Origin of the sequence: Acidaminobacter sp. JC074 (assembly GCF_022496765.1) — a bacterium.
Taxonomy (GTDB): domain Bacteria; phylum Bacillota; class Clostridia; order Peptostreptococcales; family Acidaminobacteraceae; genus JABXKX01.
Window position 1 is genome coordinate 82,358 of sequence record NZ_VANV01000023.1, and the last position, 15,458, is coordinate 97,815.

Below are 15,458 nucleotides of genomic sequence, written 5' to 3' on the forward strand. Positions count from 1 at the left end.
TATATATAAAGATGGGGTGAGTGTATGAAAAAGATTCTTATAAGCATACTTTTGTTAATTCTTATAAGCATGGTTGTTACGGGTCAAGATCAAGCCAGTAATGTCTTGATTATTCATTCTTATTATGAACATTTTCCATGGACAAGAGGTTTGCAAGAGGGCATAGAAGCCGGCATGACAAGTAGTGACCATGCAGGCAAGGTCAACTTCTACTTGGAATACTTAGATGAAAACCGCTTGAGTCAAAATGTAGACTTTGACCAACTAGCTGAAATTTATAAAGAAAAATACAAGGGCATCTACTTTGATTGTATTGTTGCTGGAGATAACTACGCATTAGAATTTCTTAATGCATACTATGACAAGTGTTTTGAAGGTGTTCCCCTTGTTTATGTTGGTATCAACAATATGACTAGGGATATGCTCTTTACAGAAGAGATGACAGGCCTTTCTCAGGTGAATGACCATGTAGGTATGCTTAAGCTTGTGGAGTCTTTGCATCCTGAGATGTCGGGTCTTGTAATTGCAGGTTCAAATAACAAGACCTCTCAGGGCGAATCTGCCATGTATGAAAAAGCCCTTTCTACTTATGCGCTTCAGGTACCGGTAGACTTTATCAAAGAAGATATGTTAGAAGACTTTTATAAAAAGATGGCAGATTATGATGAAGATACAGTTGTCATCGTAACTTCTTTAATGAAAGATCCTGCTAAGTCTAATCAACTAGAAGGTTATATCGGTGACATCATCTCTCAGATCAACTTACCGGTTTATGTACCTGTAGAGGTCATGATGGGGACCAGTGGATATGGTGCTGTCGGCGGACTCATACAGGACCCTTATGATCATGGTCTAATAGCAGCTGATATGGTCATGGACATCCTTTATGGTAGAAAAGCATCTACAATACCTAGGGTCTGGCACCCGATTATAACACCTAAGTTTAATTATGACAGACTTGAGGAGTTTGACATTGATGAGGAGAATTTACCAGCTGATAGTATCATAGTTGGTAAACCAAATACCAACCAAACCTTTGTCATTGTACTGCTTATTGTACTTTCTCTAGTGATTGTCATACTTTTGATTTATTCTTTTATACAGAGATTTCAGATTTCGACCAGACAGAAGGTGACCCTGGAACTCGAAGCTCATAATGATGAGCTTATGGCAAAGAACTCTGAAATTGAGTTTCTCCATCACCACGATTCTTTAACAGGTTTTTTTACAAGACAGCGATTTATCGATGAGCTCGATGACCTTCTTTTTAACACTTCCAGTGTTTATATTTACGCCATTAATATTTTAAACATCAAGACTTTCGATGAGAGTTATGGTTACGATGTATCTGATATGGCAAGAATGAAGATTGCTGATATCATCAGGCAGGTCTTTAAAGAATGTTATCCCTTATTCGGAAGATACTATGACAATTATTACATTGCTATAGCCAGTCATGATATCGATTACGTTGATTATATCAGTCAACAGCTTTATAGGGCACTTTCCACAACTGTAAAAGCTGGAGAATATGATTTAGATATCCAAGCCAAACTTGGTGTTGCAAAGGCTGAAGATGATGATGCTTATGACCTTATTAGAAAAGCAGATATCACACTTATCAATGCCATAACCAAGAGTAAGAATTTTTCAGCCTTCTTTGATCATAACTTTTATGTTCAAATGGATGAAAAAATCTCGCTGGAAAACGCCATGAAAGAGGCCTTGATTCAGGGTGAGTTTGAACTTTACTATCAGCCACAAGTCGATGCTGTAACAGGTAGAACAAAGTCTTGTGAAGCCTTGATCAGGTGGTTCAAAAAAGATGGATCAGCTGTATCGCCTAATGTATTTATACCAATTGCTGAAGAAATCGGTTTGATTGATGATATTGGCGAATGGGTCATATTAAATGCCTTTAAGACTCAAAAGAAATGGTATGACCAAGGCATCAATTGTAAAATCTCCATTAATATTTCAGCCAGACAAATCGATCGTTTCTTGATAGAGATTTTAAAGAAGGCTTCTAGGCAATATGACACCAAAGCTGAAAATATCTGCCTTGAAATCACTGAGACGGCTGTTATGAATGAATCCCATAACAACATAGCTGTTTTAAATGAAATAGCCGCCTTAGGCTTTAAAATAGCTCTAGATGATTTTGGCGTCGGTCATTCATCTTTAAGATACATCAAGGATTTTCCTATACATGAACTTAAAATCGATAAGTCTTTTATAGACCATATTGAACAGCCGGAGCAGCTAGCTATTGTTAAAGCCATGTACCAGCTGGCAAGTATCTTTAACTACACCATTGTCGCTGAAGGTGTAGAAACTCTAGAGCAGGTGGAGATCTTAAAAGATGTAGGCATACACCTTATACAGGGCTACTATTATTCAAAGGCATTAAACGCCTGTGATTTCTATGATTACTATAAAAACAACCAAGGATTGGAGTTGGTGACATGATTCTAAATATTATCTTAGGCCTGATTGCAGTGATTGTTATTTATTTGGTGGTCATCATCTTCTTGCCTGTTTTAAATGTGGACATGCAGCCTGTAGAGATCAGTCATACTGAAAAAAATGGTCCACCAAATAGAGAGGACGTGTCTTTTGAAGTAGATGGTTTAAAAATCTCTGGATGGTTTTATAAGCTTGATCATGGACCATGTATTGTTATGAGTCATGGCTTTTCTGGAACCAAGGATATGGGCCTTGAAAAGTATGCTCTTAAGTTTAATGAAAATGGGTATTCTGTTTTGACATATGACTACAGGTATTATGGTACAAGTGAAGGTCAGCCTAGACAGCTTTATAACGGGCCTTTGCAGCTAGACGATTTAAGAGCGGCTGTATCTTATGCAAGGTCAAGAAAGGATGTAACAGATGTTATCTTGTGGGGTACATCCGCCTCAGCTTCTTATGGTCTTGTTATGGCCAGTGAAGATCATCGTCTGAAAGGTGTGATTTGTCAGTGCGGTGCTTATGACCATAAAAAAGATTCTAAGATCTATATAGATGACTTGGGTATGGGTTTTTATTTAAAACTTTTTATGCATGGCCAAAGAGATAAAGGCCGGTCGAGGTTTGGACTTTCAGCTCATAAGTATCCGGCATATGGTAGAGCTGGGACTATAGCCATGATTTCTAGACCAGGTGCTGTAGAGGGCATCAGTCTTCTTGCCAAAGAATCGACAAGCTTTGTCAATGAAACCTGTGCCAGACTGGCTTTAATGGGCCATATCAAAGATCCTGTTGAAGCTTCTAAGGATGTGACTTGTCCTGTTATGATTCTTGTGTGTGAAAAGGACAATCTTGTCTCGAGGACTTCTCATGAAAGAGTGGTCATGAATCTTAAAAATCCATTAGTTAAAACTTATCCTGTTGGACATTTCGACATATATATGGGAGAATGGTTTGAAAATGCTACAGATGATATGATTAAGTTTCTAAAGGAGTTATAAGATGCAGGATATGATCAACCAAACGCAGAAATATTTATATGAGTTTTTAGACCAATCAGATTATGATAGAGAAGAAATTGATTATAGGTACGAACACTCTTTAAGAGTGGCCAATATAGGGATGGACTTAGCAGAAAAAGAAAAGGCTGATAAGAAGGCAATGTCATCAACTTAAGGATTCTTGACAACATTAAGAAAATGTAGTAATAAAATAATGTTAAGAACAAGCTCAAAAACGCTATTTTAGTGGTCTTGAGCTTGTTTTTATGATATAATTGTAGTGTGAAGATATGATTATAACACGTCTATTTTACTTGTGTGTAGATATGTAGTGTAATGAGAAAGGAGTTCCTAATGTTTGTACGATCTTGGAAAAAAGGAAGCAAATTATATGCTAGTGTGGTCAAATCAGTCCGTGTCGGAAAAAAAGTTAGACAAGAAACTGTTGCCTATCTTGGAGAAGTTACAGAAGAGCAACTTCCATACTTAAAAGCTGCATACGCAAAAAATAAACCTCGTCTTGTATATGATGACAAGAAGGAGGATAATAAATGAAGAAGGCTTTTTATAAAAGACTACTAAACATTACTAAGGATTTAAAAACTGATTACATTGATGACATTCGAACTAGCCCAGGTGACTTTACAAGAACACGTAAAGTTACAGTGGAAGATTTATTTCTTCAAATGGTTGCTAGTAAGGGCACAGCTCAAAAGAATGAAATCCATAATTTCTATAAGGATGTGAATAAAGATATGGATATCTCACAAACGGCTTTTTTTAATGCGAGGATGAAATTTAATCCGGAAGCATTAGTAACAATTATGCAGGATTTAACTATTGAAGAATATGAAAATCCTGAAGATTTAGTTTCGCTAAATGATTATTATATTTTTGCTATAGATGGAAGTGAAATGATACTACCTCATACCGACGAAATAATTTCTAAGTATGGTACATCACAGAATATTGATAATTATGGTGAAGCGAAAGCTATGGCATCATTATCAACTTGTTATGACTGTATTAACAAGCTTTTTTTAGATGTAAAATTGAATAAATATAAGTACTCAGAACGTGACTCAGCATCAGAACACTTGAATACTATAAAAGAAATTTTACCTAAAAATATCAAGTATCTTACAATTTTCGATCGAGGATATGGTGGCATTAGACTAATTGATCAGATGCTTGAAAATGGGCAAAAGTTTCTAATTCGACTAGCCTCAAATATATTTAAAAAAGAGCAAAGTCAACTATCATCTTCTGAAGATGACCAATGGATTGATATAGAATATGATGTTAATAGATCTAATGCTTTCCGTAGTGATAAAGCGTTTCGGATAAAGTTGTTAAACACAAGTTATAAACTTAGATTTGTAAAATTGAAGTTCATAGATTCTAAAGGAAAAGTGTCATATACTGTCTTTGTCACTAATCTAACTGAAGAAGAATTTAATACTGATGCGATGTATGAGTTGTATCATTTGAGATGGGGCATTGAATCGAGCTACAGATCGCTTAAATCTCAGTTCAACGTAGAAGACTTTAGTGGCTACCGTGACCCGTTAATTAGACAAGATATCTATGCAGCGACATTGGTTTATAATGCTGTGTCAATGACAATAGCCGAAAATGAAACTGTAAAAGAAATTCCTGCTGACAGATATAAATATGAGATGAAAATAAATAGAAACTTTGCATTAGGCGTCTTAAAAAAGGACTTACTAATTATGTTTGTTTTATATAAGAATAAGAAAGCTGTGAGTGCAGCTCAAAAACGGTTTGAGAAGAATATTGTGAAATACTCATGTCCGGTTAGAAAAGAGCGTAAGAAAAACTATGAAAGAGTGGTGAAAGGTCACAGTAAAAGCAAACTCTCTTATCGACGGAGCTTCTAAAACAAGAAAAAAGATTTGATAGATTACACTTCGTGAAAGTGGGTTATTTTGCATGCAATATAACCTAAAAAAATAACTCTACAATATGGATTTCCCCATAACATAGAGTTACTAATAATGCAAACTGCTTAAGTTGATGACATTGCTGATAAGAAGGTTGTTGTCATAGGCTGCTTGTTACATGATTTAGGTAAGTTTGAATGTGAAGAAAACGTAGATCATGGTAGACTGTCAGCGGCTTTTGCAAAACCCTTTTTACAAACCCTTGACTTGACTGAAAAAGAGATTGCAGATATATGTTTTTCTATTGCCAGTCATGTGGATGGTAAAGCCGGATATGAGTATGAAGATATCTTAGAAGCAAAGATTGTAACAGATGCAGATAACATCGATAGATTTTCTTCTTCAAAGATTCTTATGTCAAAACTATGGTCTATAAGAGATGGTAAAAGGGCACCAGCCAGTGAAGTTCAGTATCTAGAAAAACGCATTAAACGTATGAGAGAAATGATTAACCAGGATGTTTTAGAAACGGATTCAGGTAATGCTTTGTTTAAAGAAAAACTTAAACTCAGCATTCATTTCTACCATACCCTGATAGAGGATTTAAAGATCACACATGAGCCTGTGTGGTTATAAATGTGAATAATGTATATTAAGATGTGGATAGTTTTCATTTTATGAAAACTATCCACATTTGTTTACACATATTCTTTATATGTTTTGATATGTCCTTTGATCTTTATGTATCTGATGATGCCTAGGATCATAGTAACGATGCCTAGTACAATAGAGATTCTTCCTATCCAGATATATGATGAACCTACAAAGAACTTAATAAAGGTAAGGCCAGCAACTGCCAGTGAAAATGCCGTTCTTAAGTAGGCTAAAAAGGTTCTTTCATTAGCCAGTAGTGTCCTATCTTCAGCTAGGACGTCTCTTAATGTGATTTTTTTATTTTGTAATCTATCCATAATGGTCTCCTTATTTGACTACATTATAGCACCGTATTTTATATATGACAATACATATAATCAAATTTGTAAATACAAATTATGATATATTTGTATTTAGGTCATATTATGACTATAATGTTAATGAGGAGATGACTATGACCAAACAACTAGCTCAATATAAAAAAATTGAAAATGATATATTAAAGCAGATACAGGATAAGAAGTATCTGCCTGAAGATAAGATACCCACAGAAAATGCCTTAGCCAAAGCCTATGGTGTCTCTAGAGTCACTGTTAGAAAGGCAACGGATAACCTTGTTGCCAAAGGTTATTTAACCAGAGTACAAGGCTCGGGTACCCGTGTTGCCAATCAAAAGACTTTATCAGCACCCAGCATTTTAGGTTTTGAAACTCAAATGAAACAACTGGGTAAGAAGGTAAGCTCAGAAGTGGTGACTTATGAGATCAGAGAAGCTAATGAAACAATAAGAAGCATACTAGGCCTGTCTCAAGGAGAAAAGGTCTATTATGTAGAAAGGCTTAGAAAGGCAGATGGTTTGATCTTTTTATTTGAAGTCACCCATATATCTGTTTCTAGGTTTCCTGAACTGTCTTTATCATATTTAAGTAAGTCTAAGTTTGATTTCTTCCATGAAATCAAAGATATAGAAATTACCCACCAAAACCATACTATCAAACCGTTTTTGGTGGATGAGAACTTATCGGAACTTTTTCATTTGCCGGTAAATACACCTATTAATGTTGTAGAAAACAAGACCTATGCAGATGATGATACAGTTGTTGATTTCTCTGTCAACTACTTTCATCCTGAAAGGTATGAGCTATGCTACACTCGAAAATGATTCAAAAAATATTATTAATATAGTTGTTTAATGGTTTTAATGGTATAATATGGATGAGTCATTTGGAAGAAACTCTGATTTATTAATGTACGGAAGTTTAACAAGGCTTGTGATTGACGTGATTAGCTCATTTCAATATATGAAATGTTGTTAAATGTAAGTCCTATCTATGGATATTCATGCTTGCATGTTTATATAGATATTGAAGGTGTGTGCATTTGTACACTTCAAAGTACATATAATAGAAAGGAGGCGCTTAAGTGCATATTTGGTTATTATTAATACCTTTAATTTTCCTATTTGGAGCATTCTTAATAGGTGTATTAATTGTAAGCACTAAGGATAATTCTGATTCTGAATTAGAAATTGAGTGTAGTGTAAGCAAGAACAAATACTTTAAAATTAAACGTAAAAAAAACCCCTCAGATGTCGACTTGGCGGAAGATTCTGAAGAGTAACTTACTGAAGTCCGAAAGGACTTCTTTTATATTGTTCTATAGAGACATTATCTAATAAAATGTGTGAATTGTCAATAAATGTCTTGATAATTACAGTTCAACGAGATTTTCTACATAGAATATATACCCAATTGTACTTATTTCAAACATGACTGGAGACTTGTTAAAATTCCATTAACATGAGTTAAGAAACAATGACAAATTAATTAATTGAAATTATTTAGTTTAGTATGGCGTATAATAAGAATGATGTTTGTAATAGAGATAAGGAGCATATCATGTTTGTAGCAGGATCCATTGTATTTGGTATTTTAGGTCTTATTATTGGTGCGTCAATGGGAGAAGAAGTTTATGCAGTCGTCTTTTGCATAATGGGCTTTTTTTCACCTTTTATAATGGCCATTAAAGATCTTTTAGACCGTTTGGTAGAAATAAGAGATGACCAAAGAGAGCTTTTAGAGCTGATGAAAGATAAGTAGGGGGAGAATATGTGGCTTTTGCTTGTACTTGTAATTATATTTATAGTTTTTATTATTGTCTATTACGCTTCAAGAGCGGCTATTAAAGAAGTTCTTGATCTTAAAGAGCCTCTTGATTCAGAGCTTGAACGACTCAATGACTTAAGAGACTTAGAAGTCATCTCTAATGATGAGTATCACAACTATAAAGATATAAAAGAAGCTATGAAAAAGAAAGCGGATAAAGAAATCAAGCTACAGGCTTATAAGGAGACGCTGTCTGACATGCATGAGTTGCTTGGCTTTGATCTTGAAAAGAGATTAGATGTCTTACGAGAAAAGGTCATGATTAGAGATTCTATAAAAAACTTAGATTAGGCTTTTCTCAAATTGTCATCTTGTATCCACTTTCTAGCGTTTACATCCTTATCAAGTTATAATAGAATGTGGTTTAGGAGGGACATCATGAAGTTTATTATTCATCCACTTGTTTATTTTTTAATGCTGGTGATTGAGATTATAGGTATTTATCTACTCAATATGCATTTGACCAAAGTCAAAGCTAATAAGAAAAGCTTATTAATAGGGACAACTTGTTATGTCATCATTATATTCTTAATGGACGTCTTCTTGTTTAATTACCATAAGTCCTTGTCTAGAAGTTTGATTATCTTTGTAATGATGTTTTTCTATTTTTTCTTTATCAATAAGACAAGTCTTTTGAATACCTTTAAACAGCTTGTGATTGTTATTGTCAGCATCCTGGTCCTTGATGTATTGGTTCAGTTGATAGCTGGAGGCCTTAAGCTTGAGTGGGACTGGCTGGCGGCTTACTTTTCATATATGTACGCAATATACCTGGCTTTTTTATATATGACAAACGCCTTGTTATCTATCACACATATTTCGGTACTTGATTTATCTCAGACTTAGTCTGGGATTTTTTAGTTTTATCATTCAATCTTTTTGCTTACTCATTATGTGGTGTGGTATATAACATATATAGGAGGTGGCAAATATGAAGATGAGTATGGGATTGAAAATCATGATGATGTTCTTGTTGGTTATCATTGTGCCATTGGCAGTTTTGGGGAGTATATCATTTATTAGTGCGAATTCATCACTTATCGAATCTACAGATAATTCAGCTTCAAAGTTCTTAGAAGCGACGGTTGGTTCAATTGATAATTACTTAAATTCTTATGGTAATTTGATAGAAAATAAGTCAAGAGATACAGATATTCAAAACATGGAAAACACGTCAGCGACACTTGATAAAGCCATGAAGGATTTACAGGACTCATTAGAAGTTTATACTGGACTAAGTAATATTTATGTTGGTACAGAAACAGGTAATATGCACATTTACCCACCAACAGAATTACCAGATTGGTTTGTTGCAAAGGAAAGACCTTGGTATCAAGCAGCCGTTGCATCTAGCGCTGTATCTTGGACAGAACCTTATCAAGACGCAGGTTCTGGTAACATGGTTATTTCAAATGGTAAGGTTGTAAAAAAAGGTGGCCAGACCATGGGAGTTGTTGCATCAGATATTATGCTTCATGACCTTGTGACGTCGCTTAAGGATTATAAACTGGGCGAATCAGGTGAGTTGATTATTGTTTCGCCATCAGGTCTTTTGATTGCGCATCCAAACCCAGAAGTGGTTGGACTAAAGATTAGAGACTTAGGTATCAAAGACAATATCATAGATACTTCTGGTAAGTTTAGATATGTACCAAACAAGGAATTAGATGTAGCACCTGAGTTTGATCAGAGTTTTTCAGATGCCAGAGTAGCACGTGGTTTGTCTGCAGGACCACCTGAACTCGTTGAAGGTGACGATAGATTTGCCTACTACTTAACAACGGAACTTGGTTGGGTTGTACTTGCAACCATTGAAAAGGATGAGGTCTATAGAGCGGGTTATACAGTTTTAACATTGATTATTATCATCGGTGTCGTTTCTTTGGTAGTAGCAGTTATTTTATCTATTCTTTTCACAAGATCTCTAACAGGTCGTATGAAAGTGATTGTTGCTGGCACTGAAAAAGCAAGAGACGGTGACTTAACAGCTGACTTTGTTGTAAAAGGGACCGATGAAATGAAGATGCTTTCTGACTACTTGGGTGAAACCTTCTCAAGTTTAGGACATATGATGCAGGGGGTTAAGGAACTTTCTGTTCAGGTTTCAGAAGCGGCAACTTCTTTAGCTGCCAACTCAGAACAAGCGTCAGCATCTGCTGATGAAGTTGGTAGAACCGTAGAGGAAATAGCACAAGGTGCTCAGTCGCAAGCTTCTGATACTGAGACATCTGCAGAAGTGGCTTATAGCTTAGCTTCTAAGTTTGAAGACTTAAACGCTAGTACCAATGCCATGATTGATTCGACTAAGCAAGTCTTGTCTGCCAATGAAGTAGGGGCAGAAAAGATTTCAATCTTGTCAGAATCTACTAAGGTTTCAGGTGAAGCCAGTGCTAGAATCGGTCAGTCTATTAATCAATTAAATACACAAACAAAAGACATTGATTCGATCTTAGAAGCCATTACAGGCATTGCAGAACAGACCAACTTACTGGCACTTAACGCATCTATTGAAGCGGCGCGTGCAGGAGAACATGGTAGAGGTTTTGCAGTTGTAGCTGATGAAATCAGAAAGTTAGCGGAAGAATCAAATCAGTCAGCAGAGCAGATTAGAGTGATTGTTTCTAATATTCAAAGAGACAGCGAAAAGACTGTTAATGAAATGAAGTCTGTTGAAGACATTACTAAGAAGCAGACTGTGGCTGTTAATGATATGAGGGAGTCATTTACCATCATCTCAGAATCTATAGAGGCCATTGCTTCTAAAATTGATCAAATCAGTCATTCTGTTGAACTTCTTACTGAAGATAAGAACAAGTTGGTTTCTTCAATCTCTAATATTTCTGCAGTTTCTGAAGAAACAGCAGCTGGTGCTCAAGAGGTAAGTGCAGCAACAGACGAGCAGAAACATGCTGTATCTGAAGTGGCAGTTTCCGCTGAAAGACTTAATGAGATTGCATTAAAACTTAATCATGAAATGGATAAATTCAAAGTAGATTAGTGGATAGCTTAGCTATCCATTATTTTTTTCGTTGATAGAAAGACCTCTAAGTGGTAAACTTTGACTGTTGGAGGTTAACAATGAAAGAGAGACTACCTTTTATTATTTTACTGTCAGCGGTTATTATTAAGTTGATGAGTTTTTATGCTTTGACCCATGTGAGTCATTATTATATTGTCATTGTTCTGATTACCTGTATCATTTATACAGGTATGCTTTTGCTTTTAAAAAAGCCCTGGCTATCCTTTTCTTTAGCCTTGGTTCTAAGCTTGATTATGGAAGGTGAAGTACTTTATTTTAGGTACTTTAACAAACTACTTTCCTTTTCTAATATCAGCCAGGCTAAGTTTGTAGAAAGTGTTTCTAATATCTTAATGGGCCTTATCAGACCCTTGGACTTGATTCTTTTTATAGACGTCTTTGTGCTATTATATATATGTCTTAAAAAGAAGTCTTTTTTTAAGATCAAACATAAATACATAACAGCAGCTATGGTTGTAGCTGTTATTCCATTTTTAACACTATCTTCATACGGTAATCCTGCTGGTCAGTCGATTATGAACCAGGAGTTTTTTCTTTATCACGTTAAAGATGGTGTGGAGGTTTACTTAAGTGGACCTGAAGAGATTGTAGAACCAGTCTTAGAAGAAGCACAGGAAGAAGTTATAGAAAAAGAATTTACGGGTCTTTTTAAGGGCAAGAACTTGATTACCATTCAAGTAGAATCCTTACAAGATATGATGCTTTTAAGAGATGTGGATGGTCAAGAAATAACACCTTTTTTAAACAGCCTTATAGAAAATGATTCTTTTTATTACTCTTCTTACTACCAGCAGTTAGGAAGAGGCAATACATCTGATTCTGAGTTTTCTAGTCACAATTCTCTGTATCCAAGCATGGAAGGCATCTCTTATGACAGATACAGAGACACAGAATTTAGAGGTTTACCTGTACTCTTAAAGGAAGAAGGTTACAAAACCATGGCCTTTCATGGCAATGTGGCATCCTTTTGGTGTAGAGACGTCTCTTATGACAATCAAGGCTTTGATGAGTTTTACAGCAAAGAGAAGCTAGATGACAGTCATATTCTTGGTATGGGTATATCTGATACATCTTTGTTTGAACAAGGTCTTGAGATTCTAAAAGATGTGGAAGAACCTTTTTATGGTTTCTTTGTAACCCTTACCAACCACAATCCTTATGAACTGCCTGAAGACCTGATCAGTATTGACGTTGGTGATTTAAAAGGTCAGTTTTTAGGTTCTTACATAGAGAGTGTCAACTATACAGATAGAGCCCTTGAAGGCTTTTATAATTCACTAGACCAGGCCGGTCTATTAGACAATACAGTCCTTATCATCTATGGCGACCATCACGGCATCGCCTGTATGGACGACCTTTACAACAAGCAGGTCAGTGATTTCATCGGTCATAAATACGACTTTGATGAAATGATGAATATACCACTGATCATTCATTCTAAAGGCTCTGGTGTCTCAAAGCAAGATGATCATGTCTTTGATGAACAAGACCTACTGCCGACTTTAGTTAATCTCTTTGGGATAGAAGCAGACCTAAAGATGATGGGTCAAGATATGTTGAACACAGAAGATTACTTTGCCTTGTTCCAGACTTATATGGTGACTGGCTCTTTTATACAAAATGATATTGTCTTTGAAATGTCTAGAGACTCCGTCTTTGAAAACTCAAGAGCCTATAATAGAAAAACTCGCCAACCAGTCGATTTAGAAGCATGCAGGCCAGGTTACAAGCGTGCACTTTATGAAATCGCCTTGTCTAAGTTTATACTTGAAAATAATAATGTTCTAAAATAACACTTTTGTGTTATTTTTTTATTAGTTTGAAAGCGGAGTTTTTATTTTATAACTGAAAAAGTTGTTCGAATGTGAAAAAGTTACGGTTATAACCGTAAAAGTTAATCATATTTGCAAAAGTTACGGCTACAACCGTAAAAGTTAGTTGTTTTGCATAGTTTTACACTTATACTTGTAATAAGATGATATTAGGGAGGACGATATGAAAGCAGTTACAGATAGAAAAAAGGTCAGTGTAATCCATAAGGATTTTTTAAGGATGAATGTAAGAGGCATGCTTTTGAATACAGACAATGAAGCTTATTATGAAGATGAGAGTATTTGGATTAAAGACAATTACTTTAATTTTTTATACACAGAAGACCTAGATTTTCTTTTAGAGTTTGATAAGCGTGTCGGCAATGAGTTTGGTTTTTCAGGCGCAAATGACTTTGTTTTAGATTATTATAAAGACCATGAACTGATTCATTGGAAGAACTCGTGCAACCAGTATCATTATCCAGGTGACAAGTTTGAATCTGTTATGGACTTGGATTCACTTTCTCTTGAAGATGCTGACTATGTCAATGAGCACTATGAATACAACAACGATGATTCTCTTAAAAAGATCAAACATGCCATTAAAAGTAGACCGACTTCTTGTTTGAGACTAGATGGTAAAAATGTTTCCTTCGTACTTTTACACGATGACGATTCTATTGGCTACATGTTTACTCTGCCTGAGTATAGAGGTAAAGGTTATGCATATGAACTTACAAAAGACATCATCAACAAAACCATTGATTTAGGCAGACTGCCTTATGTCCAGATTGTGTGCTCTAATAAAAAGTCTATAGGTCTTGCCTTAAAAACTGGATTTGTCTTTCATGGTATTGTTCATCAGCAACCTCCTGGATACTCGTGACATTCAGTCGTGAGAGGAAAGGAGGTTATTGGTGAGAAGCTTGAGTAATTATAGCCATCTGCCTTCTGGACCAACTCACAATACTTATAATTGATGCCTTGCACTGTTCCGTGTTTTGTTTTGATATTGAAATAGCCACTTGTTCTACAAGACACAATACCATAATAAGTTCCCTTTTTCTTACCTTTTGGTACATTCGCTTTGACTAAATCTCCACTCTTGTAGCCATGGTGATATTTCTGTCTCGGTTTGTAAGCTCTTGGAAAACCATACTTATCGAGTAGTGTCCTAGAATGAGAACCTCTACCACATGCACTTATTTTTTGGACCTTTAAATCTTTAGGTATATCAAAAGACTCAGGTATCTCACCAACACATAGAGCATCATAATAATGTGTCTTTTCAAGATCCATCTTACTTCTGTTAAACTTGGTTCTACCACCGCTTGACACTTCTAAGTGCTCGGTTTTTCTGCTAAGCATTTGATAGGTCGATTTTCTAGATGTATTCACTCTGGCAGCATCTCTATAGAATCCCGGTCTTCCTTTTGATAGGATATTTTCTATATGCTTTATTCTGATTTGATCAATCTTCTTATAACTGCCTTTCAAACTTTCAAACCAATCTTCTAGATTCCTTGAAGCTTTTTCTTGATTACAAGTCCTACAAGCTATTGTCAAGTTTGACACTCTGTCGGTACCACCATTATTTCTTGATACCATATGTTCTACTTCTAAGATGACATCTTGACTTTCACCTTTACAATACTGACAAGTATGATTAGAAGTATAAAGTAAATATTCTCTGACCTCATTCCCAAATAAGGTTCCTTGTTGATATTCTATTCCTGAAATATCAGGCTTGTCCATTAACTGAGTATCAAAACGAACTGTCTCCAAACTAATAGCCTTAATAGGACATAACTTCTGTAAACGATCGGTCATGGTTTCTATGTTGTCAACATTGGATTGTACAGAAGGTGGTAACCAACCTTCTTTTCTAGTCCTGTTTAGGAACCTCGGTTTTCTATACCGAGTCTTACGATTTCTTCTGCTTCTTCTTAAACTTCTACGATCATCTAGGTTTGATTTGATAACTTCTGCTCGATGTTCGAGTTCTCCAAGAAAAACAACTTTTGCTTCTACTTTGGCATCTTCTACAATAGCAATACCTGTTGTCTTTGCACCTGGGTCAAACTTAAGRATATAATCCTTTGTTTCAGGATCAACGATTAATTGTTTTAGCCTAATCGTGAAAGGCTCTCTTTTGTGTACTACCGCATAACCCTTGTTTAATAACCATCTTGCTTTAGCAGGATGACAAGGGTTAAGCGGTGTTTTGTTCTTGTTTAACACAAAAACCATAAAGTAATCTCCTTTCTCCTAGAGCAAGCTCTAAGGTATCGCGAGTAAACTCGCCTGCCTCGCCAATGTTATCTACACTTGTTAAGCTACACTCACCGTCCGCACCCCTACAAACTGTTTAAAATGTAACGCTAGAGCTGCAAGCTGGCAGAGCACCTGCAGGTAGC

The 15,458-nt window shown here is 35.7% G+C and carries 16 protein-coding genes; 14 read left to right on the top strand and 2 right to left on the bottom strand.

Annotated elements, in window-relative coordinates; all coding sequences use genetic code 11:
• Positions 1-24 precede the first annotated feature (24 nt).
• The 6 genes from EZV73_RS22475 (at position 25) to EZV73_RS22500 (ending at position 6,007) form a co-directional block, all read left to right on the top strand.
• Complete coding sequence (locus EZV73_RS22475; RefSeq protein WP_240842694.1) at positions 25-2,469, top strand: bifunctional diguanylate cyclase/phosphodiesterase; 2,445 nt, start codon at positions 25-27, stop codon at positions 2,467-2,469.
• Complete coding sequence (locus tag EZV73_RS22480; protein WP_240842695.1) at positions 2,466-3,467, top strand: alpha/beta hydrolase; 1,002 nt, start codon at positions 2,466-2,468, stop codon at positions 3,465-3,467. The genes EZV73_RS22475 and EZV73_RS22480 overlap by 4 nt, the downstream gene beginning before the upstream one ends.
• Position 3,468: 1 nt before the next feature.
• Positions 3,469-3,642 (top strand): hypothetical protein, encoded by a 174-nt coding sequence (locus EZV73_RS22485; RefSeq protein ID WP_240842696.1) that lies wholly within the window; start codon positions 3,469-3,471, stop codon positions 3,640-3,642.
• A 179-nt stretch (positions 3,643-3,821) separates the two neighbouring features.
• Positions 3,822-4,022, top strand: a complete 201-nt coding sequence (locus EZV73_RS22490) for a 2-C-methyl-D-erythritol 4-phosphate cytidylyltransferase (RefSeq protein ID WP_240842697.1) — start codon at positions 3,822-3,824, stop codon at positions 4,020-4,022.
• Positions 4,019-5,368 (top strand): IS4 family transposase, encoded by a 1,350-nt coding sequence (locus EZV73_RS22495; protein WP_240842698.1) that lies wholly within the window; start codon positions 4,019-4,021, stop codon positions 5,366-5,368. The genes EZV73_RS22490 and EZV73_RS22495 overlap by 4 nt, the downstream gene beginning before the upstream one ends.
• Before the next feature lie 141 nt (positions 5,369-5,509).
• The gene (locus tag EZV73_RS22500) at positions 5,510-6,007 is read left to right on the top strand and encodes an HD domain-containing protein (RefSeq protein ID WP_330637192.1); all 498 of its coding nucleotides are present in this window, start codon (positions 5,510-5,512) and stop codon (positions 6,005-6,007) included.
• 62 nt (positions 6,008-6,069) lie between these two features.
• Here EZV73_RS22500 and EZV73_RS22505 read toward each other — a convergent pair whose 3' ends face one another.
• Positions 6,070-6,342, bottom strand: coding sequence for a YidH family protein (locus EZV73_RS22505; protein WP_240842700.1), 273 nt, complete (start codon positions 6,340-6,342; stop codon positions 6,070-6,072).
• A gap of 137 nt (positions 6,343-6,479) precedes the next feature.
• Between EZV73_RS22505 and EZV73_RS22510 the strand changes: the two genes are divergently transcribed.
• The 8 genes from EZV73_RS22510 (at position 6,480) to EZV73_RS22545 (ending at position 13,927) form a co-directional block, all read left to right on the top strand.
• Positions 6,480-7,187: a GntR family transcriptional regulator gene (locus tag EZV73_RS22510; RefSeq protein ID WP_240842701.1), complete on the top strand. Its 708-nt coding sequence runs from the start codon at positions 6,480-6,482 to the stop codon at positions 7,185-7,187.
• A gap of 260 nt (positions 7,188-7,447) precedes the next feature.
• The gene (locus EZV73_RS22515; protein WP_240842702.1) at positions 7,448-7,645 is read left to right on the top strand and encodes a hypothetical protein; all 198 of its coding nucleotides are present in this window, start codon (positions 7,448-7,450) and stop codon (positions 7,643-7,645) included.
• A 278-nt stretch (positions 7,646-7,923) separates the two neighbouring features.
• Positions 7,924-8,124, top strand: a complete 201-nt coding sequence (locus EZV73_RS22520; protein ID WP_240842703.1) for a hypothetical protein — start codon at positions 7,924-7,926, stop codon at positions 8,122-8,124.
• 9 nt (positions 8,125-8,133) lie between these two features.
• Entirely contained in the window at positions 8,134-8,481 is a 348-nt protein-coding gene (locus tag EZV73_RS22525; RefSeq protein WP_240842704.1) for a hypothetical protein, read from the top strand.
• Between the two features lie 87 nt (positions 8,482-8,568).
• On the top strand, positions 8,569-9,036 hold the full coding sequence (locus EZV73_RS22530) for a hypothetical protein (protein WP_240842705.1): 468 nt from the start codon (positions 8,569-8,571) through the stop codon (positions 9,034-9,036).
• Positions 9,037-9,121: 85 nt separating this feature from the next.
• A complete protein-coding gene (locus EZV73_RS22535) occupies positions 9,122-11,188 on the top strand; it encodes a methyl-accepting chemotaxis protein (RefSeq protein ID WP_240842706.1) in 2,067 nt (688 codons plus the stop codon).
• Positions 11,189-11,268: 80 nt separating this feature from the next.
• A complete protein-coding gene (locus tag EZV73_RS22540) occupies positions 11,269-13,023 on the top strand; it encodes an LTA synthase family protein (RefSeq protein WP_240842707.1) in 1,755 nt (584 codons plus the stop codon).
• A gap of 202 nt (positions 13,024-13,225) precedes the next feature.
• On the top strand, positions 13,226-13,927 hold the full coding sequence (locus EZV73_RS22545) for a GNAT family N-acetyltransferase (RefSeq protein ID WP_240842708.1): 702 nt from the start codon (positions 13,226-13,228) through the stop codon (positions 13,925-13,927).
• Here the strand turns inward: EZV73_RS22545 and iscB are convergent.
• Positions 13,903-15,291 carry an RNA-guided endonuclease IscB gene (iscB, locus tag EZV73_RS22550; protein ID WP_240842709.1) on the bottom strand — a complete coding sequence of 463 codons (1,389 nt, stop codon included), beginning with the start codon at positions 15,289-15,291 and terminating at the stop codon, positions 13,903-13,905. The two genes, EZV73_RS22545 and iscB, sit on opposite strands and share 25 nt — an antisense overlap.
• Positions 15,292-15,458 lie beyond the last annotated feature (167 nt).

Bases quoted from the DNA above. Each gene is read 5' to 3' on its own strand.
- EZV73_RS22475 (WP_240842694.1), top strand. From the start codon at position 25: ATGAAAAAGATTCTTATAAGCATACTTTTGTTAATTCTTATAAGCATG.
- EZV73_RS22480 (WP_240842695.1), top strand. From the start codon at position 2,466: ATGATTCTAAATATTATCTTAGGCCTGATTGCAGTGATTGTTATTTAT.
- EZV73_RS22485 (WP_240842696.1), top strand. From the start codon at position 3,469: ATGCAGGATATGATCAACCAAACGCAGAAATATTTATATGAGTTTTTA.
- EZV73_RS22490 (WP_240842697.1), top strand. From the start codon at position 3,822: ATGTTTGTACGATCTTGGAAAAAAGGAAGCAAATTATATGCTAGTGTG.
- EZV73_RS22495 (WP_240842698.1), top strand. From the start codon at position 4,019: ATGAAGAAGGCTTTTTATAAAAGACTACTAAACATTACTAAGGATTTA.
- EZV73_RS22505 (WP_240842700.1), bottom strand. From the start codon at position 6,342: ATGGATAGATTACAAAATAAAAAAATCACATTAAGAGACGTCCTAGCT.
- EZV73_RS22510 (WP_240842701.1), top strand. From the start codon at position 6,480: ATGACCAAACAACTAGCTCAATATAAAAAAATTGAAAATGATATATTA.
- EZV73_RS22520 (WP_240842703.1), top strand. From the start codon at position 7,924: ATGTTTGTAGCAGGATCCATTGTATTTGGTATTTTAGGTCTTATTATT.
- EZV73_RS22525 (WP_240842704.1), top strand. From the start codon at position 8,134: ATGTGGCTTTTGCTTGTACTTGTAATTATATTTATAGTTTTTATTATT.
- EZV73_RS22530 (WP_240842705.1), top strand. From the start codon at position 8,569: ATGAAGTTTATTATTCATCCACTTGTTTATTTTTTAATGCTGGTGATT.
- EZV73_RS22535 (WP_240842706.1), top strand. From the start codon at position 9,122: ATGAAGATGAGTATGGGATTGAAAATCATGATGATGTTCTTGTTGGTT.
- EZV73_RS22540 (WP_240842707.1), top strand. From the start codon at position 11,269: ATGAAAGAGAGACTACCTTTTATTATTTTACTGTCAGCGGTTATTATT.
- EZV73_RS22545 (WP_240842708.1), top strand. From the start codon at position 13,226: ATGAAAGCAGTTACAGATAGAAAAAAGGTCAGTGTAATCCATAAGGAT.